At 71.6% G+C, this 25688-nt stretch carries 21 protein-coding genes; 11 read left to right on the plus strand and 10 right to left on the minus strand.

The features are described from left to right. Positions 1 to 40: 40 nt before the first annotated feature. Positions 41 to 1063 carry an LLM class flavin-dependent oxidoreductase gene (locus tag PHA84_RS03290; protein WP_270886654.1) on the minus strand — a complete coding sequence of 341 codons (1023 nt, stop codon included), beginning with the start codon at positions 1061 to 1063 and terminating at the stop codon, positions 41 to 43. Positions 1064 to 1158: 95 nt separating this feature from the next. Between PHA84_RS03290 and PHA84_RS03295 the strand changes: the two genes are divergently transcribed. From PHA84_RS03295 to PHA84_RS03325, 7 genes are all read left to right on the plus strand, one after another. Then, on the plus strand, positions 1159 to 1545 hold the full coding sequence (locus PHA84_RS03295) for a VanZ family protein (protein WP_270886655.1): 387 nt from the start codon (positions 1159 to 1161) through the stop codon (positions 1543 to 1545). A 210-nt stretch (positions 1546 to 1755) separates the two neighbouring features. Continuing rightward, complete coding sequence (locus PHA84_RS03300; protein WP_270886656.1) at positions 1756 to 3762, plus strand: DEAD/DEAH box helicase; 2007 nt, start codon at positions 1756 to 1758, stop codon at positions 3760 to 3762. 100 nt (positions 3763 to 3862) lie between these two features. After that, a complete protein-coding gene (locus PHA84_RS03305; RefSeq protein WP_270886657.1) occupies positions 3863 to 4420 on the plus strand; it encodes a YqgE/AlgH family protein in 558 nt (185 codons plus the stop codon). 22 nt (positions 4421 to 4442) lie between these two features. Beyond that, a complete protein-coding gene (locus tag PHA84_RS03310; RefSeq protein ID WP_270886658.1) occupies positions 4443 to 4745 on the plus strand; it encodes a DUF3039 domain-containing protein in 303 nt (100 codons plus the stop codon). 182 nt (positions 4746 to 4927) lie between these two features. Beyond that, positions 4928 to 5896 (plus strand): zinc metalloprotease, encoded by a 969-nt coding sequence (locus PHA84_RS03315; RefSeq protein ID WP_270886659.1) that lies wholly within the window; start codon positions 4928 to 4930, stop codon positions 5894 to 5896. Between the two features lie 111 nt (positions 5897 to 6007). Beyond that, positions 6008 to 7762, plus strand: coding sequence for a DEAD/DEAH box helicase (locus PHA84_RS03320; RefSeq protein WP_270886660.1), 1755 nt, complete (start codon positions 6008 to 6010; stop codon positions 7760 to 7762). 147 nt (positions 7763 to 7909) lie between these two features. Continuing rightward, entirely contained in the window at positions 7910 to 8119 is a 210-nt protein-coding gene (locus PHA84_RS03325; protein WP_270886661.1) for a dodecin, read from the plus strand. Positions 8120 to 8221: 102 nt separating this feature from the next. Here PHA84_RS03325 and PHA84_RS03330 read toward each other — a convergent pair whose 3' ends face one another. Next, the gene (locus tag PHA84_RS03330) at positions 8222 to 8713 is read right to left on the minus strand and encodes an Lrp/AsnC family transcriptional regulator (protein ID WP_270886662.1); all 492 of its coding nucleotides are present in this window, start codon (positions 8711 to 8713) and stop codon (positions 8222 to 8224) included. A 108-nt stretch (positions 8714 to 8821) separates the two neighbouring features. On the opposite strand from PHA84_RS03330, the gene hppD reads away from it, so the two are divergent. Both hppD and PHA84_RS03340 read left to right on the plus strand, forming a co-directional pair. Further along, the gene (hppD, locus tag PHA84_RS03335) at positions 8822 to 10042 is read left to right on the plus strand and encodes a 4-hydroxyphenylpyruvate dioxygenase (protein ID WP_270886663.1); all 1221 of its coding nucleotides are present in this window, start codon (positions 8822 to 8824) and stop codon (positions 10040 to 10042) included. A 53-nt stretch (positions 10043 to 10095) separates the two neighbouring features. Beyond that, positions 10096 to 11019, plus strand: a complete 924-nt coding sequence (locus PHA84_RS03340) for an RDD family protein (RefSeq protein ID WP_270886664.1) — start codon at positions 10096 to 10098, stop codon at positions 11017 to 11019. Positions 11020 to 11031: 12 nt separating this feature from the next. Here the strand turns inward: PHA84_RS03340 and fahA are convergent, their stop codons facing one another. Next, complete coding sequence (gene fahA, locus PHA84_RS03345; protein WP_270886665.1) at positions 11032 to 12255, minus strand: fumarylacetoacetase; 1224 nt, start codon at positions 12253 to 12255, stop codon at positions 11032 to 11034. Continuing rightward, positions 12252 to 13109, minus strand: coding sequence for a hypothetical protein (locus PHA84_RS03350; RefSeq protein ID WP_270886666.1), 858 nt, complete (start codon positions 13107 to 13109; stop codon positions 12252 to 12254). The genes fahA and PHA84_RS03350 overlap by 4 nt, the downstream gene beginning before the upstream one ends. A 106-nt stretch (positions 13110 to 13215) precedes the next feature. Between PHA84_RS03350 and PHA84_RS03355 the strand changes: the two genes are divergently transcribed. Next, positions 13216 to 14490: a homogentisate 1,2-dioxygenase gene (locus PHA84_RS03355; protein WP_270886667.1), complete on the plus strand. Its 1275-nt coding sequence runs from the start codon at positions 13216 to 13218 to the stop codon at positions 14488 to 14490. Between the two features lie 144 nt (positions 14491 to 14634). Beyond that, positions 14635 to 16578: a bifunctional metallophosphatase/5'-nucleotidase gene (locus PHA84_RS03360; protein ID WP_270886668.1), complete on the plus strand. Its 1944-nt coding sequence runs from the start codon at positions 14635 to 14637 to the stop codon at positions 16576 to 16578. A gap of 32 nt (positions 16579 to 16610) precedes the next feature. Here PHA84_RS03360 and PHA84_RS03365 read toward each other — a convergent pair whose 3' ends face one another. The 6 genes from PHA84_RS03365 to PHA84_RS03390 are packed head-to-tail and all read right to left on the minus strand — an operon-like array spanning position 16611 to position 25685. Next, positions 16611 to 17702 (minus strand): uroporphyrinogen-III synthase, encoded by a 1092-nt coding sequence (locus tag PHA84_RS03365; RefSeq protein WP_270886701.1) that lies wholly within the window; start codon positions 17700 to 17702, stop codon positions 16611 to 16613. A 20-nt stretch (positions 17703 to 17722) separates the two neighbouring features. Then, positions 17723 to 18937 carry a uroporphyrinogen-III C-methyltransferase gene (gene cobA, locus PHA84_RS03370; protein WP_270886669.1) on the minus strand — a complete coding sequence of 405 codons (1215 nt, stop codon included), beginning with the start codon at positions 18935 to 18937 and terminating at the stop codon, positions 17723 to 17725. Continuing rightward, a complete protein-coding gene (gene nirD / locus PHA84_RS03375; RefSeq protein WP_270886670.1) occupies positions 18934 to 19338 on the minus strand; it encodes a nitrite reductase small subunit NirD in 405 nt (134 codons plus the stop codon). The genes cobA and nirD overlap by 4 nt, the downstream gene beginning before the upstream one ends. Next, positions 19335 to 21914: a nitrite reductase large subunit NirB gene (nirB, locus tag PHA84_RS03380; protein ID WP_270886671.1), complete on the minus strand. Its 2580-nt coding sequence runs from the start codon at positions 21912 to 21914 to the stop codon at positions 19335 to 19337. The genes nirD and nirB overlap by 4 nt, the downstream gene beginning before the upstream one ends. 10 nt (positions 21915 to 21924) lie before the next feature. Further along, complete coding sequence (locus PHA84_RS03385; protein ID WP_270886672.1) at positions 21925 to 23538, minus strand: FAD-dependent oxidoreductase; 1614 nt, start codon at positions 23536 to 23538, stop codon at positions 21925 to 21927. After that, positions 23535 to 25685 carry a molybdopterin oxidoreductase family protein gene (locus PHA84_RS03390; protein WP_270886673.1) on the minus strand — a complete coding sequence of 717 codons (2151 nt, stop codon included), beginning with the start codon at positions 25683 to 25685 and terminating at the stop codon, positions 23535 to 23537. The genes PHA84_RS03385 and PHA84_RS03390 overlap by 4 nt, the downstream gene beginning before the upstream one ends. Positions 25686 to 25688 lie beyond the last annotated feature (3 nt).

The following is a 25688-nucleotide window of genomic DNA, read 5'->3' on the forward strand; positions in this document are numbered from 1 at the left end:
GGGCGTCCACGCGGACACGCAGCACTGGCGGTCCGAACAGCTACCGGCCAGGCAGCGCGAACTCCGCTGCCAGCAGCTCGAGGCTTCGCAGCCTCGCCTCGAGGTCGGGCGTCGGCGCGACGAGGGTCACCTCGTCGGCTCCCGCCTCGTCCGCCAGGGCGGTCAGTCCCGCCGCGACCGAGGCTGGCGGTCCGGCATACACGCGTCCCGCCAGGGTCGGCTCGATCCGACGGAACTCCTCCGAGAGGCGGAACTCGCGGATCTCGGCCGAGCTGGGCCGCCTCGTGTCGCCCCGGCCGATGCGCTGCCTCTGCAGCGCCCACCCGGCGCGGAAGTCCGCGGCCACGTCGTCGTCGTCCGTGGCCAGCGCCAGGACGCTGATGATCACCCTGGGAGTGTCACCCAGCGGTCCGGGACGGAAGTCGCGGCGGTAGGCGCGCAGCGCGTCCACGGCGAGGCCCGGGCTCATGTGGTGCGCGAAGACCGTCGTCATTCCGTTCGCGGCGGCGAACGAGGAGCCCCAGCCGCTCGAACCCAGCATGAGCAGCTCGGGGGACGTGTCCACGAGCGGCGTGGCGAGCACAGACCGGAACGGGTGGTCTGCGGGCCAGCGGTCGGACAGGAACGCGATGAGCTCGGCCGCCTGCTGCGGGAAGTCGTCCGCAGTCAGAGCCTCACGCGAACGGCGGAGGGCGAACGCCGTCAGCTGGTCCGTGCCCGGCGCCCGCCCCAGCCCGAGATCGATCCGGCGGGGGTGCAGCATCTCCAGGGTGCGGAACCACTCCGCGACCTTGAGGGGGGAGTGGTTGGGCAGCATGATCCCTGCCGCGCCGACCCGGATTCGCTCGGTGAGCCCGGCCAGGTGAGCGATGAGGATCTCCGGCGAGCTGCTGGCCAGCCCGGCGAAGCTGTGGTGCTCGCTGATCCAGTAGCGCGAGTAGCCCAGACGGTCCGCGGCCTGAGCGGTGCGGACGCTCCTGCGGATGGCGTCCTGGGCGGTCAGCCCTTGCGGTACGTCGACGAAGTCGAGCAGGGACAGGGGACGGCCGCGGGAGGTGCTCACGTGCCGTGCCAACAGCCTTGTCGCCGGGCTCATTCCGCCGAGCTGCGTCGAGCCCCTGGTTCGGGCCACCTGGTCGGCCCGCCTAGGGTGGGCGGGTGAGCAGCCCCTCGACAGCCACGGCCCCGACGGGTGCGTCGACGCGCACGGGCCGGCGACTTCGCGTGCTGCTGGCGGTGGTGGTCGTCCTGCACCTCGCGGCGCTGTACTGGCCGCAGGTGACCGTCGAAGGACCCGTCACATGGAGCGACAAGGTGGTCCACGTGTTGCTGTTCGGCGTCCCGACCGCTCTCGCATTGTTGGCCAGGGCCCGTCCGCGGCTGGTGGTCGCCCTGCTCGCACTCCATGCGCCGGTCAGCGAGCTCCTCCAGCACTACGTCCTTCCGCATCGCTCCGGCGACGTATGGGACGCGGTGGCGGACCTGAGCGGGGTGGTGCTCGGCGTCACGGTGGTCGTGGTCGGGCGGCGGTTGCGTCACTGGTAGACTGGTCCTGCTCAGATCGGCGGTGCCTGGCAGCGCCACACGTGGCAAGGTCGCCACGCTCCACTGTTCCTACTCCGACTGGGCCCCCCGGATGACAAGTGTTGGTCCGGTCCACCGGGCGTTCAGCGCCTGAGGCTCGTCTTCATCGTTGCCCTCGCCAGGTAGCTCGAGACGTGTCTGCCTCGAGTACCTGAAGTGAGTTGAATATCTGTGCCCAAGAACCTGCGATCCAGCGCGCCCAAAAAGGCCCGTTGGACAGCCGACCAGAAGGCTGCCGCCCAGAAGGGTCCCAAGAAGGCCCATCGTGGCCAGTCCGCTCCTGCGCCCGGCAAGCCGTATGCCGCCCGCCCGTCCCGCGACGGCGAGCGTCGCCTCGAGCGTGACGAGCGTCCGCAGCGTCGGGAGTTCTCCCGTGACGAGCGTCCGCAGCGTCGAAAGTTCTCTCGTGACGAGCGTCCGCAGCGTCGGGAGTTCTCCCGTGACGAGAGCCGTGGCCCGCGTCGGGAGTTCTCTCGTGACGAGCGTCCGCAGCGTCGGGAGTTCTCCCGTGACGAGCGTCCGCAGCGTCGGGAGTTCTCCCGTGACGAGAGCCGTGGCCCGCGTCGGGAGTTCTCGCGTGACGAGCGTCCGCAGCGTCGGGAGTTCTCCCGTGACGAGAGCCGTGGCCCGCGTCGGGAGTTCTCTCGTGACGAGAGCCGTGGTCCGCGTCGCTACGAGCGAAGTGACCGTTTGGACCGTGGCTCCCGGCCCAACCCTCGCTTCGACGCGGTGGTCGACCCAGAGGCTGAGCGCCTGGAGGCGGACACCTGGGTGAAGGCGACCCGCAAGAGCGTCGACGGTCCCGTCGTGGTCGACGCCCACAACGGTTTCGCCGGGCTCGGGCTCAGCGAGCGGCTGGTGGAGCGCCTCGCCCGGGACGGCATCACCACGCCGTTCCCGATCCAGGCGGCGACGATCCCTGACGCGCTGGCCGGCAAGGACGTCCTCGGCCGCGGTCAGACGGGCTCGGGCAAGACGCTGGCCTTCGGCCTGCCACTGCTCTCTCGTCTCGCGGACGGGCGCAAGGCGGCCCCCCGGGCGCCGCGCGCCTTGGTGCTGGTCCCGACGCGCGAGCTTGCCATGCAGGTCTCCGACGCGCTCGAGCCGCTGGTGCACGTCCTCGGGCTGCGTCACAAGCTGGTGGCCGGCGGGCTGTCGTACACCACGCAGATCAGCGCCCTCAACCGCGGCGTCGAGGTCCTCATCGCGACGCCAGGCCGCCTGAAGGACCTCATCGAGCGCGAGGCCGTCCGGCTCGGTGACGTGGAGATCGCCGTCCTCGACGAGGCCGACCACATGGCCGACATGGGCTTCATGCCGGAGGTCACCGCGATCCTCGACCAGATGCCGGCGGGCGGCCAGCGGATGCTCTTCTCCGCAACGCTCGACAACGGCATCGACCAACTCGTCGACCGCTACCTGACCGACCCGGTGACGCACTCGACCGACGACGCCAAGGCCTCCGTCACGACGATGGAGCACCACGTGCTCCTCATCGACCCCATGCACAAGAAGACGATCACCGCCGAGGTCGCGAACCGTGCCGGCCGCACCGTGGTCTTCGTGCGCACCAAGCTGGGCGCCGACCGTGTCGCGTTGCAGCTGCGGGAGCAGGGTGTGTTCGCCGCGGCGTTGCATGGTGGCCTCAACCAGGGCGCGCGCAACCGTGTCCTCGGGGCGTTCCGCGATGGCTCGCTGCCCGTGCTGGTCGCCACCGACGTGGCAGCCCGCGGCATCCACGTCGACGCCGTCTCCGTGGTGCTGCAGGTGGACCCACCGGCGGACCACAAGGACTACCTGCACCGATCCGGCCGGACGGCGAGGGCCGGCGACAAGGGCACCGTGGTGACCCTGGCGCTGCCGCACCAACGCCGCACCATGGAGCGGATGGCGCGGGACGCCGGCATCGACGCGCTGCCCACCAAGGCCGTCCCAGGCGATGAGCGGCTTGCCGCCACGGGCGCCACCAGCCCCAGCGGGGTCCCGGTCCCGGAGGACAAGGTCCGCCGGATCCTCGAGGGCGAGAAGCGCGGACGCCGTCCCGGTGGGCCTCGCGGAGAGGGTGCTCGCGGGGACGGTCCGCGTCGACCGCGCCACGGCGGACGTACCTTCAGGGGTGAGCGTGCAGTCGCCCGCGACGGCGACCGCTCAGGGTACTCGCGGGCTCCCCGCGGCTGACCCGTCCCGCCCCCGGGCCGCGCCCACGGTGGGTCACCCGAACAGTCAGAGCCCCGGTCGGTACGACCGGGGTTTTGACGTTACGGGTAAGAATGGAGGCGTGGAGCTCACCGACCTCTCGGGCAGCCTGCTCGTCGCGACGCCGCAGATCGAGGACGGCGTCTTCCGTCGTAGCGTCGTGCTCCTGCTGCACCACGACGCCGAGGGTGCCCAGGGAGTCGTGCTCAACCGGCCGATGGAGGCCCGGGTCGACGCGGTACTCCCCGACTGGCAGGAGCACGCGACGTCGCCGTCGGTCCTCTTCGAGGGTGGGCCGGTGGGCCTGGACAGTGCTCTGGGTCTGGTCACCGTGCCCGGGGACGTCGAGCCCATGGGGGTCAAGCGCCTGTTCCGCGGACTCGGTCTCGTCGACCTCGACACACCGCCGTCCATCGTCGTCCCGGAGGTGGCCGGACTGCGGATCTTCGCCGGGTATGCCGGGTGGTCGCCCGGACAGCTGGAGGACGAGGTCGGCTCCGGCAGCTGGTATGTCGTCGAGTCCGAGGGCCGCGACGCATTCGACGACGACCCACAGGGGCTGTGGGTCCGCGTTCTTCGTCGCCAGCGTGACCATCTCGCCTTCGTCTCCACGTTCCCGGCCGACCCGGAGCTGAACTGAGCGCGCGGCATACACTCGGCGCATGAGCGACCCTCAGATCCCCCTGGACGACCCCCTGGCCCCGTCGGCCCAGCCGTCCACGTCGACGGCGGTGCTCGAGCGCGAGCAGGTCGAGGAGCAGCTCCAGGAACCGGGCGACCACGAACGTTTCTCGCACTACGTCCGCAAGGAGAAGATCCTCGAGAGCGCGTTGTCCGGGGAGCCCGTTGTCGCGCTCTGCGGAAAGGTCTGGGTGCCTGGACGCGACCCCAAGAAGTTCCCCGTGTGCCCCACCTGCAAGGAGATCTACGAGGGGCTCCGCGCCCCGCAGGACGGCCAGGAGTAGCCGGAACGCTGGCGCAGAATGGAGCCTGGACGGGCCTGTGACCTGCCTGTTCCTTCCATCGGCCACCCGGTGAAACCCGGGAGGACTCTTTACCCGCCCTTGAGCAACCGGTGAGCAGGTGCTCCGTAGCGTCGCCTTCTCGGGCCTGTCCACACCCGGTGGAGCCCCGCGAAAGGACACCCATGTCGCGACGATCCCGCATCGCACTCTCCTGCCTGGTGCTCGGCGCAGCCGCGCTCTCCCTCGGACAGGGCAGCGCCGGCGCGCAGCCCATGGCGGGCCTCGACTCCGTGAAAGCGGAGTGCGCCACCCACACGGACGCCGTCAACACCGCCCGGGCGGCCGCGGGGGGCAACCGTAAGGACGCGAACGAGCTGAGCCCCGCCCAGGCGAAGGCCTTCGAGACCGCCTTCGCCAAGGACATGGCCGCCAAGGGCTACAGCAAGGGCTCGGACGGCTCGGCCCGCAAGCCCGGCGGCACGACCAACGCCTTCGCGGCGACGACCGTGAACGTGTACGTCCACGTCATCAGCGACGGAACCCATGGCAAGGTCACCTCGACGCAGATCACCAACCAGCTCAACGTCCTCAAGAACGCCTACGCGTCCTCGCGGTTCTCCTTCTCGCTGGCAGGGACGGAGACGACCGTCAACAGCGGCTGGTACAACCTCGCGCAGGGCGGCAGCGCAGAGCGGGCCATGAAGACCGCCCTACGCAAGGGGACGATGGACGACCTCAACATCTACACGGCCAACCTCTCCGGCGGGCTTCTCGGGTGGGCCACCTTCCCGAAGTCGTCGTACGACGTGATGGACGGCGTCGTCGTGCTCGACCAGAGCCTGCCTGGAGGGACGGCGTCGCCGTACAACCTCGGTGACACCGCGACCCACGAGGCCGGCCACTGGTTCGGCCTGTACCACACGTTCCAGGGCGGCTGCACCGGCCAGGGCGACTACGTGTCTGACACTCCCGCCGAGGCCTCGGCGGCCTTCGGCTGCCCGACCGGCCGCGACAGCTGCGCCTCCTCCGCGGGGCTGGACCCGATCAAGAACTTCATGGACTACACCGACGACGCCTGCATGAACACCTTCTCGCCCGGCCAGACCACTCGGATACAGAGCTCCTGGGTGACCTACCGCCAGGGGAAGTGAGCCTGCTCGACGCCGCGGCGCCCGACACGCCGTAGCACAGGACCGGGGCCCCGGCTCGCACGCCGGGGCCCCGGCATGTCGGTTCCGGGCGGCGGTTATCGTGGCCGCCCTATGAGTACCGCCGCCGCCTCCCACCTCTCCCCAGCGTTCCCGGAGAGGGCGGCGTGGGGCACGGCGGACAAGCTGCGCGCCTGGCAGCAGGCCGCCCTGGCGGTGTACCTGGACCGCTCACCACGCGACTTCCTCGCCGTGGCGACGCCGGGAGCCGGCAAGACGACGTATGCGCTCCGGCTGGCCACGGAGCTGTTGGGCCGGGGGACCGTCTCGGCGGTCACGGTGGTGGCCCCCACCGAGCACCTGAAGACCCAGTGGGCGGACGCCGCCGCGCGGGTCGGGATCCACCTCGACCCCAGGTTCTCGAACTCCTCCGCCCGGCACTCCAGCGAGTACGACGGTGTGGCCGTGACGTATGCCCAGGTCGCCAGTCGCCCTTCCCTGCATCGCGCCCGCACCGAGGCGGCGCCCACGCTCGTGATCCTCGACGAGATCCACCACGGCGGCGACAACCTGTCCTGGGGCGACGCCATGAGGGAGGCGTTCGAGCCGGCCACACGCCGCCTCGCCCTGACCGGGACGCCGTTCCGCTCGGACACCTCACCCATCCCGTTCGTCACCTACGCCGAGGGGATGGACGGCATCCGCCGGTCGGCGGCGGACTACACCTACGGGTACGCCGAGGCGCTGCGCGACGGTGTCGTGCGACCGGTGCTGTTCCTCGCCTACGGCGGCGCCATGCGCTGGCGCACGAAGGCCGGCGACGAGGTCGCCGCAAGGCTGGGCGAGCCGCTGACCAAGGACGCGATGGCGCACGCCTGGCGGACCGCCCTGGACCCCAAGGGGGAGTGGGTCTCGTCCGTCCTCGCCGCGGCGGACAAGCGCCTGACCGAGGTGCGCCGCGGCGTCGCCGACGCCGGCGGACTGGTCATCGCCTCCAACCAGACCACCGCGAGGGCCTATGCGCGGATCCTGGAGTCGCTGACCGGGGAGAAGCCCACGTTGGTGCTCTCGGACGACGCGGGCTCGTCGGCCCGCATCGAGGAGTACGCCGCGAGCGGGTCGCGATGGATGGTGGCGGTGCGGATGGTGTCCGAGGGGGTCGACGTGCCCCGCCTGTGCGTCGGGGTCTACGCGACGTCCACGTCGACGCCGCTGTTCTTCGCCCAGGCCGTCGGGAGGTTCGTGCGCGCCCGGCGGCGAGGTGAGACGGCGTCGGTGTTCCTGCCCTCGGTCCCCGTCGTGCTCGAGCACGCGGCCCGCCTGGAGGAGGAGCGCGACCATGCCCTGGACCGGACGGCGACAGCGGACGACGCCGCGTCCCTCTGGGCCGAGGAGGATGCCCTCCTCTCCGCCGCCAACCGCACAGCCCGCGCGCCGGACGCCGACGAGCGGGCCTTCGAGGCGCTGGAGTCGGACGCCGAGTTCGACCATGTGCTGTTCGACGCCAAGCAGTTCGGGCTGAACGCGTCCGTCGGGTCGGACGAGGAGCAGGAGTACCTCGGGCTGCCGGGCCTGCTCGAACCGGACCAGGTCGCGGTACTGCTGCACGAACGACAGACCGCACAGAGCACGCGGCGGCCCAAGAGCGCGGCTCCGGCGCAGGTCTCGGCGCACCGCGCTCTCGCCGCGCAGCGCAAGGAGCTCAACAAGCTCGTGGCCGCCTACGCCCGCAAGACCGGCTCGCCCCACGGCGTGGTGCACACCGAGCTGCGGCGCGCCTGCGGTGGTCCGGCCCTCGACGAGGCGACCTCCGAGCAGGTCGCGGCGCGCGTCGACCGGATCCGCGCCTGGTTCGTCGGCCGTCGCTGAAGCCGCGAGGCTTCCCGGCCTCGCGGGAGCCTCAGCCTCCGCCCTGACTCCGCACTGTGGCGTCTCCACCCTGGGCGGGCGGTGCACGCGGTCGCTAGGTTGACCACGTACGGCCCGACGGGGGCCGCCGGAGAAGGTGAGGACGGCATGGCGAATCACGTGTACTCGATCTCAGAGGTGGTCGGCACGTCTCCCGACGGGGTCGACGCCGCCGTCACGAACGCCGTCACCCAGGCCGCCAGGACGATCCGCAACCTCGACTGGTTCGAGGTCAAGGACGTGCGGGGCCAGATCGTCGACGGCGCCGTGGCGCACTGGCAGGTGACGGTCAAGCTGGGCTTCCGCCTGGAGGCCTGACTCCTGCTGGCGGTCTGACTCGTGCTGGCGGTCGAGTCGTGGTGGCGGTCTGACCCCTGCTGACGGGACTCGTGCGAGCCGCTCGGGCCCCGCCGGCAGGACTCAGCCGGGCATCGCAGCGTCTCCGCCGGACGCGGCGGCTCGGACGAGGGGAAGGGTGCGCAGCGGGATGCGGGTGGCCAGCGAGATGGCGGTGTTCGCCCGGACGACGTGCCGGTCGTCCACCACCGCGTCGATGACCCGCTGCAGGTCGGCGTTGTCGCGAGCGACGACGTGGATGAACAGGTCGCCCGAACCGGTGATCGTGTGCGCCTCGAGCACTTCGGGGATCGCGGAGAGGTGCTCGACGACCGGCGAGTGGCCCCGTCCCTGACGAATCTCCAACGTGCAGAAGGCGGACACCGGATAGCCCATCGCTGCGGGGTCGATCTGCGGCGCCCACGACCGGATCACCCCCCTTGAAGCGAGCCGGTCCAGCCGCGCCTGCACCGTCCCACGCGCGACGCCCAGCACGCGCGAGGCCCCGAGGACCCCGATCTGCGGCTGCTCGGTGAACAGCGCGATCAGCCGTCCGTCGAGCTGGTCAACCGTCATGAACAGATTGTCCACACGCCCGCCCTCTCGGCGCAACACTGTGCGCAGAGTGTGCACTGAGCCGCCACACGGTTGCACACCGTGCGCGGAGTCGCCACCCTTCCCGACATGACGACCGAAGCAACGCACACCCGCCTCGACCTCACCCCTGCAGAGCGCGAGGCGAACCTCGACCTGGACCAGCTGAAGCAGCTCGTCGGCCTGGTGGAGTACGACGAGAGCAAGGACCCCTTCCCCGTCACGGGGTGGGACGCCATCGTGTTCGTCGTGGGCAACGCCACGCAGACCGCGCACTACTACCAGTCGGCGTGGGGTATGGAGCTGGTCGCGTACTCCGGCCCGGAGAACGGGCAGCGCGACCACAAGTCGTTCGTGCTCAGGTCCGGCTCGATCCGTTTCGTCGTCAACGGAGCCGTGAGCCCGAACAGCCCGCTCATCGCGCACCACGCCAGGCACGGCGACGGCGTGGTCGACATCGCGCTGGAGGTGCCGGACGTGGACCGCTGCGTCGCCCAGGCGAAGGCAGCGGGCGCCCGGGTCGTCCGCGAGGCGCACGATGTCACCGACGAGCACGGCACCGTGCGGACCGCCTCCATCGCGACGTACGGCGAGACCCTCCATACGCTCGTCGACCGGTCCCGGTACGACGGGCCCTACCTGCCCGGCTACGTGGCCGCCCGCTCCACCTGGGTCAAGCGCGATGGCGCACCCACGCGGCTCTTCCAGGCGCTGGACCACATCGTCGGCAACGTCGAGCTCGGCCAGATGGACCAGTGGGTGCGGTTCTACAACCGCGTCATGGGGTTCGTGAACATGGCGGAGTTCATCGGGGACGACATCGCGACCGACTACTCCGCCCTCATGTCGAAGGTGGTGGCCAACGGCAACCACCGCGTGAAGTTCCCGCTCAACGAGCCGGCCATCGCCAAGAGGAAGAGCCAGATCGACGAGTACCTCGAGTTCTACAACGGCCCGGGCGCGCAGCACCTCGCCCTCGCGACGAACGACATCCTGCGCACGGTGGACGAGCTGCGCGCCAACGGGGTGGAGTTCCTCGACACCCCCGACTCCTACTACGAGGACGACGAGCTGCGGGCCCGCATCGGGCAGGTGCGGGTGCCGATCGAGGAGCTCCAGAAGCGCAGGATCCTCGTCGACCGGGACGAGGACGGCTACCTCCTGCAGATCTTCACCAAGCCCCTGGGGGACCGGCCGACGGTGTTCTTCGAGATCATCGAGCGGCACGGGTCCCTGGGCTTCGGCAAGGGCAACTTCAAGGCACTCTTCGAGGCGATCGAGCGGGAGCAGGACGCGCGAGGCAACCTCTGACGCATCAGCCGAACCGGCGCAGGAGCGACGGTCTGCCGTGAGAGGCTGAGGGCATGTACATGCCCAAGCACGCCGGCTGGTTCGACGACCCGGCCGACAGCACCCAGCTGCGCTACTTCGACGGCGTCATCTGGACCAGTCACACGGCCCCCCGCGCCACCCGACCGACGACGGCCACTCCAGCGGTGGTCGCCCCGCCGCAGTACCCAGGGCAGCAGTACCAGGGGCAGCAGCAGGGCCAGCAGCAGGGCCAGTACCAGGGCCAGACCGGTCAGGCCCCTGGACAGGCGCCCGGTCAGGCCCCGGCGCAGTGGCAGGCACCGCAGTCCGGTCAGCACGGGCCCACGCACCCGCAGTTTCCCGGCGCCCCACAGCCGGGCCAGTGGAACGCTCCGGCCTACCCCGGCCTCGTACACCGGGACACCACCCCGGACGGGCAGCCGCTGGCAAGCTACTGGCAGCGTGCCGGCGCGTTCGTCATCGACTGGGCGATTCAGCTGGGTATCGGGCTGGTGCTCGGGTTCCCGTTCCTCACCAAGGCGTTCTCGGGCTACTTCGACGCCTTCGGGACGATGATGCGCGAGACGGAGGCGGGGCGTCAGCCGGACGTCACGGGGCTCGTCAGCAGCATCGACCGCGGCCAGCTGGTCCTGTACTCGCTCGTCGCGATCGTGGTCTACGTGGTCTACCAGCTCTTCTTCCTGACCCGCTCCGGCCAGACTCCGGGCAAGCGCGTCGTCGGTATCAGCGTCCGCGCCCGGGAGCACCCCGGCGTGCCCTCGACCGCGGTGGTCCTGAGGCGTCTCGCGCTGCCGGTGGCCCTGTTCGTCATCGAGCTCGTGCCTCTGGTGGGCACCGTGGCGCAGCTCGTGCGGGTGCTCGACCTGCTGTGGCCGGCGTGGGACGACAAGAAGCAGGCGCTGCACGACAAGCTGGCGGGCACCAACGTCGTCGTGGGGCCGCAGCGGCCCCGCTGACCGGACCGGGTATCAGCGGGCCGGGACGACGGTTCCGCTGACCTCGCCGAAGCCGATCCTCACGCCGCCGGGCCCGGGCGCCCAGGCGTGGAGTACCACGGTGTCGCCGTCCTCGAGGAACGAACGAGTGGCTCCGTCCGAGAGCGTCACCGGCTCGGTGCCGTTCCACGACAGCTCGAGCAGGCTGCCCCGGGTCTGCCGCTCGCGGCCCGAGATGGTGCCCGAGCCGAACAGGTCGCCGGCACGCACGGAGGCACCGTTGACACTCAGGTGTGCCAGCATCTGCGCCGGGGACCAGTACAGGTCGCGGTACTCCGGACGTGACACGACGGTGCCGTTCAGCTCGACCTCGACGTGGACGTCCAGGCCGTACGGCGGGTGCTCGCCGCGCAGGTAGGGCAGCGGCTGCGGATCCTGCCCGGGCAGGCCCACCCGGGCGGCCTCCAGCGCGTCCATCGTCACCACCCAGGCCGAGACCGACGTGGCGAAGGACTTGCCGAGGAACGGGCCGAGCGGGACGTACTCCCAGGCCTGGATGTCTCGGGCGCTCCAGTCGTTGAGCAGCACTGCCCCGAAGAGATGGTCCCCGGCGTCGTCCACCGCGACCCGGTCGCCGAGCCGGGTCGCGTCCCCCACCACGAAGCCGAGCTCCGCCTCGATGTCCAGCCGGATGCTGGGGCCGAAGGTGGGTGCCGGCTCTTCCGGAGCCTTGCGCTGGCCGGTCGGTCGCACGATGTCGGTACCCGACACCACCACCGTGCCGGCGCGACCGTGGTACCCGATCGGCAGGTGCCTCCAGTTGGGGGTCAGCGGTTCGGCGCCCGGGCGGAAGATGCGACCGACGTTCGTGGCGTGCTGTTCGCTGGCGTAGAAGTCGACGTAGTCGGCCACCTCCAGCGGAAGGTGCAGCGTGACGGACTCGGCCGGCAGCAGGTGCTGCTCGACGCAGTCGCGACGGCGTTCGTTCGTGAGCTGCTCCTGCAGCCAGTGCCGGGCGGCGCTCCAGGCCTGCCTGCCCTGGGCCAGGAAGGCGTTGAGGCTGGGCGTCAGCCATACCTCACCGGACTCCATGCCGGCTTGCTCTGCGCAGGCGCCGGCGTCGAGCACCTGGTCGCCTATCCGCACGCCGACACGAGGCGCGGTTCCCGGCGTGGAGAACACGCCATAGGGCAGGTTGTCGACCCCGAACGGGTGCCCGGGCGCGAGCTCGAGCCACGGCGAGTCGGCGGCGGTCACTTAGGTCCCTCCACGAGACCGAGGGCGGTCAGCTCACGCAGCGGGTCGGTGACCTCGCAGCAGCCGTACGCGGTGAAGAAGGCGCGGACCACCGCCACGTCCGCCGCGCTCATCCGCACGACCTGAGGGACCAGGACCGCCGGGTCACGTTCCGCCAGCAGTGGGACCAGCTCGTCGACGTCCTCACCGTTGAGCGCCCAGCGCACCGCTGTGATGACGTTCAGGAGCCCGTGCTGCTCCTGGCCGTCCCAGCTGCCGCGCACCGCGTGATGCAGCCCCCCGGTGAGCTTGAAGCCGAGGTCGTGGTCCACCGCCCCCCGGATGAACGCCGCCAGCTCGCGCTCGTCCGGCCACGGCCAGCCTGCCATGGCTCCGGTACGGAACTTGGCCTGCACCGGTGGAGAGTCGGAAGCGGGGGACGCCAGGTCCGCCAGGGCAGCGGGCTGGAGATCGCCCCTGGGGACCTCCAGGCTGAGGGGCACGCCGAAGGAGGCGTCGCGCCAGGCCGAGGTCCAGCCGAGCTCCGCACCCGCGACACGGACGTCGTCCCGCGAGCCGAGCAGCGCCAGGGCCGCCGCGACCTCACCGGAGGGGGTGCCGGGGCGGGCCACGACCGCGACCCGCAGCGGGTCGCCGCCGTCCAGCAGGGCAAGCAGGTCGTTCGCCGCGGCGGCCGGGACGAGCAACGCGCCGACTGCCGCGGCATACGGGCTCCGTCGGTGGAGACGATGTCGACGCACCGCGACTGCGAGCGGTGCGTCGCCGGGGGGGAACACGGCGGCGTCGTCCACAAGGGCGGTGAAGAGCGCCGGCTCCGCGAGGCGGTCGGCGACGGCGTCCGACAGCGAGGTCATGGTGGGCAGGCTACCGGGGGCCGCGCACGCCGCACGGGAGGGTGTCCGGCCGGAGCCGGCGCATGACATGCTCGGCTGACCCCCCTCGAGGACGAGAGAGTGAGCGATGGCGTTCTACCAGCACCAGGGCAGCATCCCGCCGAAACGGCACACCCAGCACCGGCGGCCGGCCGCACGGGGCGCCAAGGGGGAGCTGTACTACGAGGAGCTGATGGGTGAGGAGGGGTTCTCCTCGGACTCCTCGCTGCTCTACCACCGCAACATCCCCTCCACGATCACGCAGGCCCGCGAGTGGGCCGTCGGCGACCTGGCCACCATCCCCAACCACCCGTTGCAACCGCGTCACCTCAGGCTGCACGACCTCTTCGCCCCCAAGGACGTCAAGGCGACCGACGTCGTGACGGGACGTCGGCTCGTGCTGGGCAACGGCGACGTACGCATCTCGTACGCCGTGGCCGGTGCCCCGAGCCCCTGGTACCGCAACGGGATCGGCGACGAGTGCGTGTATGTCGAGCGCGGCAGGGCGCGGGTGGAGACCGTCTTCGGGGCCTTCGACGTCGCTGAGGGCGACTACCTGGTCATCCCGAGAGCCACCACGCACCGCTGGATCCCCAGGCGCTCCACCAAGGACCCGCTGCGCACCTACTGCATCGAGGCGAACAGCCACATCACCGCGCCGAAGCGGTACCTCTCCAAGTTCGGCCAGTTCCTGGAGCACGCGCCGTACTGCGAGCGGGACCTCCGCGGGCCGGTGGGACCGTTGCTGGCGGAGGATGTGGGCGCCACGGACGGCGAGGAGACCGAGGTCTTCATCAAGCACCGCGGCACCGGGCCGGCGAGCAGCGGCGGCATCGTCGGCACGGTGCACACGCTCCCGTTCCACCCGCTCGACGTCGTCGGGTGGGACGGCTGCCTGTACCCGTACGCCTTCAACGTCCGAGACTTCGAGCCGATCACCGGCCGGGTCCATCAGCCGCCGCCGGTCCACCAGGTCTTCGAGGGCTGGAACTTCGTGGTGTGCAACTTCGTGCCGCGCAAGGTCGACTACCACCCGCTGTCCATCCCCGTGCCCTACTACCACTCCAACGTCGACAGCGACGAGATCATGTTCTACGTGGACGGTGACTACGAGGCCCGCAAGGGGTCCGGCATCGGCAAGGGCTCGGTCTCGGTGCATCCGGGAGGGCATGCGCACGGACCGCAGCCCGGAGCGAGCGAGGCCTCGATCGGTGTGCACTACTTCGACGAGCTGGCCGTCATGGTGGACACCTTCCGCCCGCTGGAGCTGGGCGAGGCTGGGCTGGCGGTGGACGACGGCAGCTACGCCCGGTCCTGGAGCCGGGGCAGTACGCCGGCGGGGTCCGACTACAGCATCGGCTAGCTCCCCGGCAGACCCTTTCTCCACAGACCCCCGGTGGGCGGTCAGGGCCACGCGTTAGGCTGGTCACGTCCCGCTGCGTCGTCGACGCCGCCCGCACCCGGTCGGTCGGGCCACCGCCCTCCGCGCCCGTCCCGAGGAGAGACCGTGACTCCTTCGCCTGCCACCACACCGCCTGCCACCACACCGGCTGCGGCGACAGTGGCTGCCACCACACCGGCTGCCCGCCGGCAGCGCTCGCGTCGTGAGGTTCTGACGATGGCCGTCGTGGGCGGAGCGGGCGCCGGCGCCGCGTTCTTCGCTGCGCCCGGCTCGGCTCAGGCCGTGCAGGAGAAGGGCCGGCCCGGGCCGGTCACCTTCCGGCTGAGCGTCCTCGGCACGACCGACACCCACGGCAACGTCCTCAACTGGGACTACTTCAAGGACACCGTCTACGACGACGCGCCGCACAACGACATCGGCCTGGCGAAGATCGCCACGCTGGTCAGCATGGTGCGCGCCGAGCGCGGCGCCGACAGGACGCTCACCATCGACGCCGGCGACACGATCCAGGGCACGCCGCTGGCGTACTACTACGCCCGCATCGACCCGATCACCGGCGGCTCGACGCACCCCATGGCCAAGGCCATGAACGCCATCGGCTACGACGCCGCGGCGCTGGGGAACCACGAGTTCAACTACGGGATCGACACGCTGCGGACCTTCGAGAGCCAGTGCGGCTTCCCGCTGCTGTCCGCCAACACCGTCGACTGGTCGACGGGTGCCCCGGCCTTCCAGCCACACCTGATCAAGTCCTACAAGGTGCCCGGCGTCGCCAAGCCGCTCAAGGTCGGCGTACTCGGCCTGGTCACCCCCGGTGTGGCGATCTGGGACAAGGCGAACGTCGACGGCCAGCTGAAGTTCCCCGGGATCGTGGAGCAGGCGAAGGTCTGGGTGCCGAAGCTGAAGCAGGCGGGCTGTGACCTCGTCGTGGTCGCGTGCCACTCGGGGGCCAAGCCGGGCTCGTCGTACGGCGACGCCTTGCCCTACCCCGAGAACGCGTCCCTGCAGCTGGCTCAGCAGGTCGCCGGCGTGGACGCGGTACTCGTCGGGCACGCGCACGTCGAGATCCGGGAGCAGCTGGTGGCCAGCGCGGTCACCAAGGGCAAGCAGGTGCTGCTCACGGAGCCGCTGAAGTGGGGGATGCGGCTCTCCGTCATGGACCTCGATGTGGCGTACGACGGGCAGCGGTGGTCACTGACGGACGCCCACGCGCACCTGCTCGACGCCAACACCGTGCCTGAGGACGAGGAGGTGGCGGCGCTCGTCCGCGACGACCACGCGGTGGTCCGGACCTACGTCAACTCGGTGATCGGCACGTGCACCGCGCCGATGTCCGCGGCCACCGCCGACTTCGAGGACACGGCGGCGATCGACTTCATCAACCACGTCCAGGCGGACGCCGTGAAGTCGGCTCTGGCCGGCACGGCGGACGAGAACCTGCCGGTCCTGTCCATCGCCGCCCCGTTCAACCCCGACGCCGCAATCCCCGCCGGGAACGTCACGGTGCGGGACGTGGCTGGCCTGTACATCTACGACAACACCCTGCTCGGCATCCGCTTCACGGGGGCGCAGGTCAAGGACTACCTCGAGTACTCCGCGGCGTACTTCGAGACGGTCGCGAGCACCGGACCGTTCGCCCCCGCAGACATCACCGGTGCGGAAAGCCCCAGCACGCACCTTCCGATCCCCGCGTACAACTACGACATCATGGGTGGGCTCGACGAGTCGCTGGCCTACGACATCGACATCGCGAGGCCGGTGGGACAGCGCATCGCCAACCTGACGTACGGTGGCCAGCCCCTCGACCCGGCGGCGCAGTTCGTCATCGCCATCAACAACTACCGGCAGTCCGGTGGCGGCGGCTTCCCCGGCGTGACGAGCGCCCCGGTTCTGTACAACGCCCAGGTCGAGATCCGCCAGCTGCTGATCGACTGGGCCACCGAGCAGGCCGTCATCGACCCGACCACGTTCACGACGTACGACTGGAAGCTGGTGGCCGACGGGGAGCCCGTGGTGGTGCAGGGCTCCGTCGAAGGTGGTCGACACTGACCCGGGCAGCCCCGCGTCGACCTCGGTGAGGGTCAGCCGACGGTCAGTCGGTAGCCGCGCTTGACCACCGTCTGGATGAGGCCCCGTCTGCCACAGATCTCGCGGACCCTGGCGATGGCGACCTCGGCGGCATGCGGGTCGCTGGAGTCGCCCGGCAGGACGGAGAGGACCTCCTCCCGCGTGACGACCTCCCCGGCTCTGTCCGCCAGCAGCCGCAGGACCTCGAGGCCGCTGGGTGACAGGGCCAGCACGTGTCCGTCGAGGAGCGCGACCGTTCGGCGTACCTGCAGGGGACCGGCCGAGGTGCACACGGCGGTGCTCCGCGCCTGCTCGTAGTGGCTGACGAGGGCGCGGACGAGGGCGCCCAGCCGACCACGGTCGGGGATGACGGGCTGGATCCCCATGGCCAGCAAGGGCTTCGCCGTGACCGGCCCGACGGCAGCGGCCACCATGGCCCCCGACCTCAGCCGTCGGAGGATCTCGTCCGCCCGCCCCGCCTCCTCGACTGCGGCCAGCCACGCGGCGGCACCAGGAGCCGAGGTGAACACCACGGCGTCGACCTCGCCGGCAGCTGCTGAGAGGACTGACTGGCGCACCGCCGGCGGGTCCGGTGCGGGACCCCACCGGTACACGACGAGGCTGTGCACCTGCGCACCGGCAGCGGCCAGCTCGCGGTCCAGGCCGTCGGCTCCCGCGCCGTGGTGCTGGACCGCCATGCGCCGCCCGGCGACCCCCTCGGCCAGGAGCAGGTCGAGGATCTCCGCGGAGGTCTCGGACTCGGCCACCCAGTCGGCCTGAAGACCGGCCGCCTGGAGAGCTCCGTGCGCCTTGGGGCCCCGCGCGATGAGCCGCGCTCCGCGCAGCCGCTCGACCAGCTCGTCAGCCAGACCCGCGGTGTCGGCTGCCTCGACCCACCCCCGGAAGCCGATGCCGGTGGTGATCACCACGGTGTCCGGCGGAGTCTCGAGCAGCTGTTTCGTGACGAGCAGCAGCTCCTCGTCGTGCTCGTGCGGAACGATGCTCATCACCGGCGCGTGGGTCACGGTTGCGCCGCGTCGGCTCAGCGCGGAGGCGAGCTCTGCTGAGCGGCGGTCCGCCGTCACGAGGATCACGCACCCGGCCATGACCTGCTCGAGCTGCGTGCTCACGGACCGCCCTCCAGCAGGCCGGCGGCAGCGACCTCGCCGATGACGATGACGGCCGGGGCTCGGACGCCCCGCTCGGCTGCGCGGGCCACGACCGCGCCCAATGGGGCCCGGGTGACGCGCTGGGTGTCCAACGTGGCGTCCTCGACCACCGCGACCGGCATGCGGGGGTCCGCACCGGCGGCCAGGAGCGTCTCGACGTGCTGCGAAAGCGCCGCCACACCCATGAGCAGGACGACCGTTGCGCTCCGGTCGACGACGGCCCTGACTGCGTGAGCCTCCAGAGCCCGGTGACCATGGCACACGAGCACCGCCGCGGAGGTTCCCCGGTGGGTCACCGGAATGCCCGCCGCCAGGGGAGCCGACAGCGCCGAGCTCACGCCTGGGACGACCTCCACGGGGATGCCGTGCGCGCTGAGGGCCAGGTACTCCTCGCCGCCCCGGCCGAACAGGAACGGGTCCCCGCCCTTGAGCCGCACCACCGTCCGGCCGCGCTGCGCCTGATCCACCAGGATCGTGCTGATCTCCTCCTGGGTCGCCGCGTGCCGTCCCGGTGCCTTGCCGACGTCGACCACCTCCACGTCGGCGGGGAGCTCGTCCAGGACTGCTGTGGGGCCCAGCCGGTCGGTGACCACGACGTCAGCCTCGAACAGCGCCCGTCGTGCCCGTACCGTCATGAGGTCGGGGGAGCCGGGGCCACCCCCGACGAGGATCACCCGTCCCTTGCCCGACCGCGTCGTGCGACGCTGCCGAAGGTCCATCGGCTGGGTCGTCAGCATGGCGGCCACCTGGTCGCGGACCGCAGCCACCCGTGCCGGGTCGGCGGGGCCCTGGGAGCTCACGGCCACAGTGAGCCCGGCGTGCGACGTGGTGGCCGGGGTCCGCGCGGTACCGCTCCCGACAGAGTCGGCACAGACACTCCAGACCCGCCGCCTCGTCGCCCACCCGCACAGCCGGACGTTGACCTCCCGGTCGTCGGTGGCTGCGTGCACGAGCCACGCATCCTCGACATCCCCCTCCACCACCTCCCGGTCGGCCCAGGTGACGGAACCGTCGAGGACCAGGTCCACCAGGTCCTCGCACAGCCGCGGTGCCACCACGGTGACGAGCGCACCGTCACGGGCCAGAGCGGCGGCGCGCCGCGCCGCCACCGGGCCGCCCCCGGCGACCAGCACTCGCCGCCCGGCGACGTCCAGGCCGACCAGCGTCGTCATGGGGCACCCGGGACGTGGTTGGCGTCGACGGCGCGGGCCGCCCCCACGAGGACAATCCCGTCCTGGATGGCGACCTCGTACGTCAGCAGCGGCCGCGGGTCCTTGCCGACCGGGTCGAGGCAGGCGCCCGTCCGGAGGTCGAACACCTGCTTGTACATCGGCGAGGCGACGGTGGGCGCCTCACCCCGGGACCCGACGATGCCCCGTGACATCACGTTGGCGCCGCTGTAAGGGTCCTGCTGCTGCACCGCGTACACCTGGTCGTCGAACGTCCGGAAGAGTGCGACCTGGACCCCGCGGACGAGCGCGGCGGCGCCTCGCTCGGTGGACAGGGCCTTGAGGGGGCAGACCTCGAGCAGCGTCGAGGCGGGCGCCTCGGCGTCCGGCAGGTTCACGGTCATCGACGGACCTCCAGGGTGGTGCCGGCGATGAGGACCCCGCTCTGCCGGCGTTCGGAGTCTGTCGCGGGCCGGGCCTGCCCGCGCTCTGCGACGTACGCGAGGGAGTCGTCCGGCAGCTCGGGTGCGTTGACGAACGAGCCGAACCTGCGCAGCTTCTCCGGGTCCTCCAGCGCTGCGGCCCACTCGTCCTCGTAGGAGTCCACATGTGCCGCCATCGCTGCGTCGAGGTCGGCACCGATGCCCAGGCTGTCGTCGAGGACGACTCCCCGGATGGCGTCGAGCCCGCCTTCGTAGTCCTCGACCCAGGCAGCGGTGCGCTGCAGGCGGTCGGCGGTGAAGACGTAGTACATGAGGAACCGGTCCACCGTGCGGACCAGTGCCTCGGTGTCCAGGTCCTCGGCGAGCAGCTGCGCGTGCCGCGGGGTGAAGCCGCCGTTGCCCCCGACGTAGAGGTTCCACCCCTGGTCGGTCGCGATCACTCCTACGTCCTTGCCGCGTGCCTCGGCGCACTCCCGCGCGCAGCCGCTGACGCCGAGCTTGAGCTTGTGCGGCGACCGGAGCCCGCGGTAGCGCAGCTCCAGAGCGATCGCGAGCCCCACCGAGTCCTGCACCCCGTAGCGGCACCAGGTCGAGCCCACGCACGACTTGACGGTCCGCAGCGACTTGCCGTAGGCGTGGCCGGACTCGAAGCCGTGGTCCACGAGCCGCTTCCAGATCTTCGGCAGCTGCTCGATCCGGGCACCGAAGAGGTCGATCCGCTGACCGCCGGTGATCTTGGTGTAGAGCCCGAACTCCCGGGCGACCTCGCCGATCGCGATCAGTCCCTCGGGAGTGACCTCGCCGCCGGGGATGCGAGGGACGACCGAGTACGACCCGTCCTTCTGGAGGTTGGCCATCACGTGGTCGTTGGTGTCCTGGAGCGTGGCACGCTCACCGTCCAGGATGTGCCCCGTGCCCAGCGAAGCCAGGATCGAGCCGACCACCGGCTTGCAGATGTCGCAGCCCCGTCCGCGGCCGTGCCTGCCGATGATGTCGCTGAACGTGGTGAGCCCCTGCACCCTGACCACGTCGAAGAGCTGGGCGCGGGAGAGGTCGAAGTGCTCGCAGAGCGCGCCGCTGACCTCGACCCCGGACTTCTCGAGCTCCGTGGTGAGGAGCTTCTTCACCAGGGGGAGGCAGGACCCACAGCTCGTGCCAGCCCTGGTGCAGGCCTTCACGCCGGCGAGGTCCGTGCATCCCGCGTCGACGACCGCGCACCGGATGGCCCCGGCCGAGACGTTGTTGCAGGAGCACACGGCGGCGTCGTCGGGCAGGTCGCCGGCGGGTGCCGGCGCCGAGCCCTCGGGCAGCAGGTACGCCGCGGGGTCCGCACCGAGCGGGCGGCCCACCATGGGACGCAGGGCCGCGTACGCCGTGGCGTCTCCGACGAGGATGCCACCCCGCAGCGTCCGGGCGTCGTCGGACATCACGAGCTTCTTGTAGACGCCGGCAACCGGGTCCGAGATGACGACCTCGAGCCCCCCCGCCTCCTTCGCGAACGCGTCGCCGAAGCTGGCGACGTCGACCCCCAGGAGCTTGAGCTTGGTCGACAGGTCGGCTCCCGGAAACGTCCCTTCGCCGCCCAGCAGCCGGTCCGCGACGATCTCCGCCATCGTGTAGCCCGGCGCCACGAGCCCCAGGCAGCGGCCCTGGATGCAGGCCACCTCGCCGATCGCCCAGACCGCGGGGTCGGCGGTCCGGCAGCCCTCGTCGACCACGACGCCACCGCGCTCGCCCACCTCCAGGCCGGCCGCACGCGCGAGCTCGTCCCGGGGGCGCACGCCGACCGCGAAGATGACCACGTCGACGTCCATCGGCTCACCTTCGGTGAACTCCATCCTGGCCACCCGGCCACGGTCGCCGCCGATCCTCGCCGTCGCGGTGCCTGTACGGACCCGCACGCCGAGGTTCTCGATGAGGCGCCGGAGCGCCTCGCCACCGCCGTCGTCCACCTGCAGCGGCATGAGCCGTGGCGCGAACTCGACGACGGTCGTGTCGACCTCCAGCGCTCGCAGCGCACCGGCGGCCTCCAGGCCGAGGAGGCCGCCACCGACGACTGCGCCGCGGACCGGCCTGTCGAGCTCCGATCGAAGGCCCTCGACGTAGGCGCGGAGGTCTGCGACGTCGTCGATGGTGCGGTAGACGAACGCTCCGCGAAGGTCCTTGCCGGGGACCGGCGGCACCGCGGCATACGAGCCGGTGGCCAGGACGAGGGAGTCGTAGGCCAGCGTCCGCCCGTCCGCGGTCGTCACCGTCCGCGCCTGTCGCTCCACACTCCTGGCGGCGACGCCTCGACGCAGGGTCACCAGCGGGTCGTCCCACAGGTCCTGGCCGCCGAGGGCCAGGTCCTCCGGATGGCGGCCGGTGAAGTAGGAGGTCAGGGCGACCCGGTCGTACGGCGCGCGCGGCTCCTCGCAGAGGACCGTGACGGCCCAGCGGCCCGCGTCGTCCCGGGCCCGCAGGGCATCGACGAGGCGGCGCGCCACCATCCCGCCGCCGACGACGACGAGGTGCTGGCGTGCGGTCGGCTCAAGCATGGCCATGACGTTAGAGAGCCGCGATTTCGGCGGTGTTGGTCATGTGTTTCTCCTTCGTTAAACGGTTCTCACCGCGGTCGGTGGTGTCGCGTGAGTCGCGGAGCCAGTCCAGGAGCCCGCAGACGTCGTCGGTGCAGCCGCCACACCCCGTCGTGGCCCGCGTGGCGCGTGCCACGTCGGCGAGCGACACGGCGCCATGGTCGACGCAGGTGGTGAGGTCTGCCTTCGTCACCGCGTTGCACCGGCAGACGGTGGTCTCCGGTGGGAGGTCTGCGGGCGCTACCCGGGTGGTCGCCGCCGCCGACGTGCCAGCCAGCATGGGGAGCAGCAGGTAGGCGGGGTCGGCCGGTGCAGGGGTGCGACGGGTGTACGCGGCCACCAGGTCGGCGGCCACCTCACCGGCCCCGATGCAGGTCGCGCCGACGAGGGCGCCCCCCGAGACCACGACCTCGACGTGGCGTCCGGCGTCCGGGTCGGACAGCCGTACGGTGCGCTGAGCCGGGTCGTCGGCGCGCTGGGAGCCGCAGACCCCCATGGTCACCACGTCGAGGCCGTGCGCCTTCAGACGTACGACGTCGGTGCCCGGCGCGGGCGCGCCCGACGCTGGGGGCCTGCCGGGCGGGGTGTGCGGGGCCGACGCGCTCGCCGCCGAAGCCCGAGCCGAGCCGTACTGCGTCGTCCCGGCCGGCGCGGGTGACCCGGCGCTCAGCATCGCGGCCAGCCGCCGAGACTGCTCCCAGCCCTGGGCGACGAGCCCTGAACCGCCCTCCGGCGGCTGCGCGCAGTCGCCGATGGCGAAGATGCGACGGTCGGTGGGGCTGGCCAGGTCGTCGCCCACCACGACTCCGCGCCCGACGGCCAGGCCCGCCGCCTCTGCCAGCGCGGTGTTGGCCACCGTCCCGGTCGACAGGACGAGGAGGTCGGCGTCGACCAGCTGCCCGTCCGCCAGCCGGACCCCGCCCAGGCGACCGCCGTCGACGAGCGCCGACTGAGCGCCCATCCCGACGTGGTGGTCGATGCCGAGCCTGATCATGGCGGCCTCCAGGATCCGGCTTGCGTCGTGGTCCAGCTGACGCTCCATGAGGGCCTGCGCCGGGTGGACCACCGTGACTCTCACCCCCCGCCGCGCCAGACCGCAGGCCGCCTCGAGGCCGAGCACGCCGGCGCCGAGCACGACGGCACGACGGGCGTTCAGCGTGGCGGCGACGATCTCGCGGGCGTCGTCGATGGTGCGAAGGGCATGCACCCCGGCCGGGAGGGGCGCGGAAGCCGAGAGCCCATCGAGCGGCGGGATGCGGGCCGAGGACCCGGTGGCGATCACGAGCTGGTCGTATCGGTGCCGTCTGCCGGTCTCGGTGACCACCACGCGGTCCTCACGGTCGATCGCGACCGCTGTGGTGCCTCGATGCACTGTCAGCCGGTCGTGCACCGGGGTCGGAAGCGTCAGCGCGGCGAGGTCGTACGCCCCGGCGACCACCTCGCTCAGCAGGACCCGGTTGTACGGGTGGCACGACTCCGCGCCCAGCACGGTGATGTCGAACCTGCCGGCGGAGTCGGCCGCGAGCACGTCCTCGACCAGACGTGAACCCACCATGCCGTTGCCGACCACGACGAGCCGCGTCATACCCGGACCTCCTGCTCACTTCTGTGCGCCTCTGGCCGCATGCGGGCCGCGGTCACGTCGACGGCGCAGACCTTGAACTCCGGCATGCCCGACAGCGGGTCGGTGGCGTCGTTGGTGACCCGGTTGACGCTGCTCCGGCCGCCCCAGTGGAAGGGCATGAACACCGTGTCGGGCCGGATGGTGTCGGTGACGCGGGCGGGGACGCTCACAGCGCCCCGCGCGGTGGTCAGCCGGACCGGCTCGCCCTCGGCTACGCCGATCCTGGCCGCCAGCAGGGGATGCAGCTCGACGTAGGCCTTGGGCACGGTGTCGTTGAGCCGCTGGACCCGACGGGTCTGGGCCCCCGACTGGTAGTGCTGGAGGACTCGTCCGGTGACCAGATGCAGGGGAGCATCAGGGCGAAGGCCGTCCTGCGGGCCGTGGTGGTCCACCGGGACGAGGCGTGCGCGCCCGTCCGGGGTGGGAAAGGACTCGAGGAACAGTCGAGGAGTGCCTAGGTGCGGTTCGGCGCCCGGCGGTACTGCGGGGCATGGCCAGTAGAAGGGCTCGTCACCGTCGAGGCGCGCGTGCGAGAGCCCGCTGTAGTCGGCACGGCCACCGGCGCTGGCGCGGGCCAGCTCGTCGAAGACCTCGGCCGGGTCGGTCGCCCAAGTCCCTTCCGAGCCCAGCCTGCCAGCGAGCTCGGACCAGACCCAGAGCTCGCTTCGTGCGCCGGCCGGCGGCTCGACGGCCTTGCGGCGCCGGATGACGCGTCCCTCGAGCGACGTCATGGTGCCCTCCTCCTCGGCCCACTGCGTCACGGGCAGCACCACGTCGGCAAGCAGGGCCGTCTCCGAGGGCACGAAGTCGCAGACGACGAGCAGATCCAAGGCGGCCAGGCGTTCGGCCACGCGCTGGGCGTTGGGCGCGCTCACCACCACGTTCGACCCGTGGACCAGGAGCGCACGGGGGCCACCAGGCGTGCCGAGCGAGGCGAGCAGCTCGACGGCGGGTTTGCCCTTCGCCGGAAGCGACCCAGGGTCGACGCCCCAGACGGCGGCCACGTGCGCTCGGGCAGCCGGGTCGTCGATCATCCGGTAGCCCGGCAGCTGGTCGGACTTCTGGCCGTGCTCGCGCCCGCCCTGGCCGTTGCCCTGGCCCGTGATCGCGCCGTACCCGCTCCCCACCCGCCCCGGCAGCCCGAGCGCCAGCGCCAGGTTGATGGCGGCGGTCACGGTGGCCGTTCCCTGGGTGGACTGCTCGACGCCACGGCCGGTGAGGACGAAGGCTCCTGTTCCGCCCGCGGCAGGGGCGGCCGCAGCGAGGAGGCGCGCCGTCCGGCGCAGGGTCGCGGCCGGAACACCGCAGACCTGCTCCGCGCGCTCGGGCCACCAGCTGGCGGCGCGCCGGCGGACCTCCTCCGACCCGACGGTGCGGTCCTGGAGGTACTCCGTATCCGCCAGAGCCTCACCGAGGACGACGTGGAGCAGGGCCAGGAGCACGACGAGGTCCGTGCCAGGCACGGGCTGCAGGTGGAGGCCGCCGCCGACGTCGGACAGGGCGGCAGTGGCGCTGCGGCGAGGGTCGACGACGAGGAGGCCACCGCGCTCCCGCACCCCCGCGAGGTGCGCCACCGCGGGCGGCATCGTCTCCGCGAGGTTGCTGCCCAACAGCAGCACCGCCTGCGCTCCGGCGAGGTCGGTGAGCGGGAAGGGCAGGCCCCGGTCGACCCCCAGTGAGCGGTTCGCCGCCGCAGCGGCGCTGCTCATGCAGAACCGCCCGTTGTAGTCGATGTTCGCCGTGCCGAGCGCGACGCGGGCGAACTTGCCGAGCTGGTAGGCCTTCTCGTTGGTGAGCCCGCCTCCGCCGAAGACGGCCACGGCGTCGGGGCCGTCCTCGGCGCGGATGCGGGCGAGGCGGTCGGCCACGAGGTCGAGCGCTTCCTGCCACGTCGCCGGCTGCAGCGTCCCGTCGGCGGAGCGCACGAGCGGCGTCGTCAGCCGATCCGGGACCCGCAGCAGGTCGGCGCTCGTCCAGCCCTTCTGGCAGAGCCCACCACGGTTCGTGGGGAAGGGGCGCCCCGAGACGCCGAGGCCCTCGGGGCGCGGGCTCAGCGTCTGGGCGCACTGCAGCGCACAGTACGGGCAGTGGCTTGCGACGTCGCTCACGGC

Origin of the sequence: Pedococcus sp. 5OH_020, assembly GCF_027812955.1 — a bacterium.
In the GTDB taxonomy this organism is placed as follows: Bacteria; Actinomycetota; Actinomycetes; order Actinomycetales; family Dermatophilaceae; genus Pedococcus.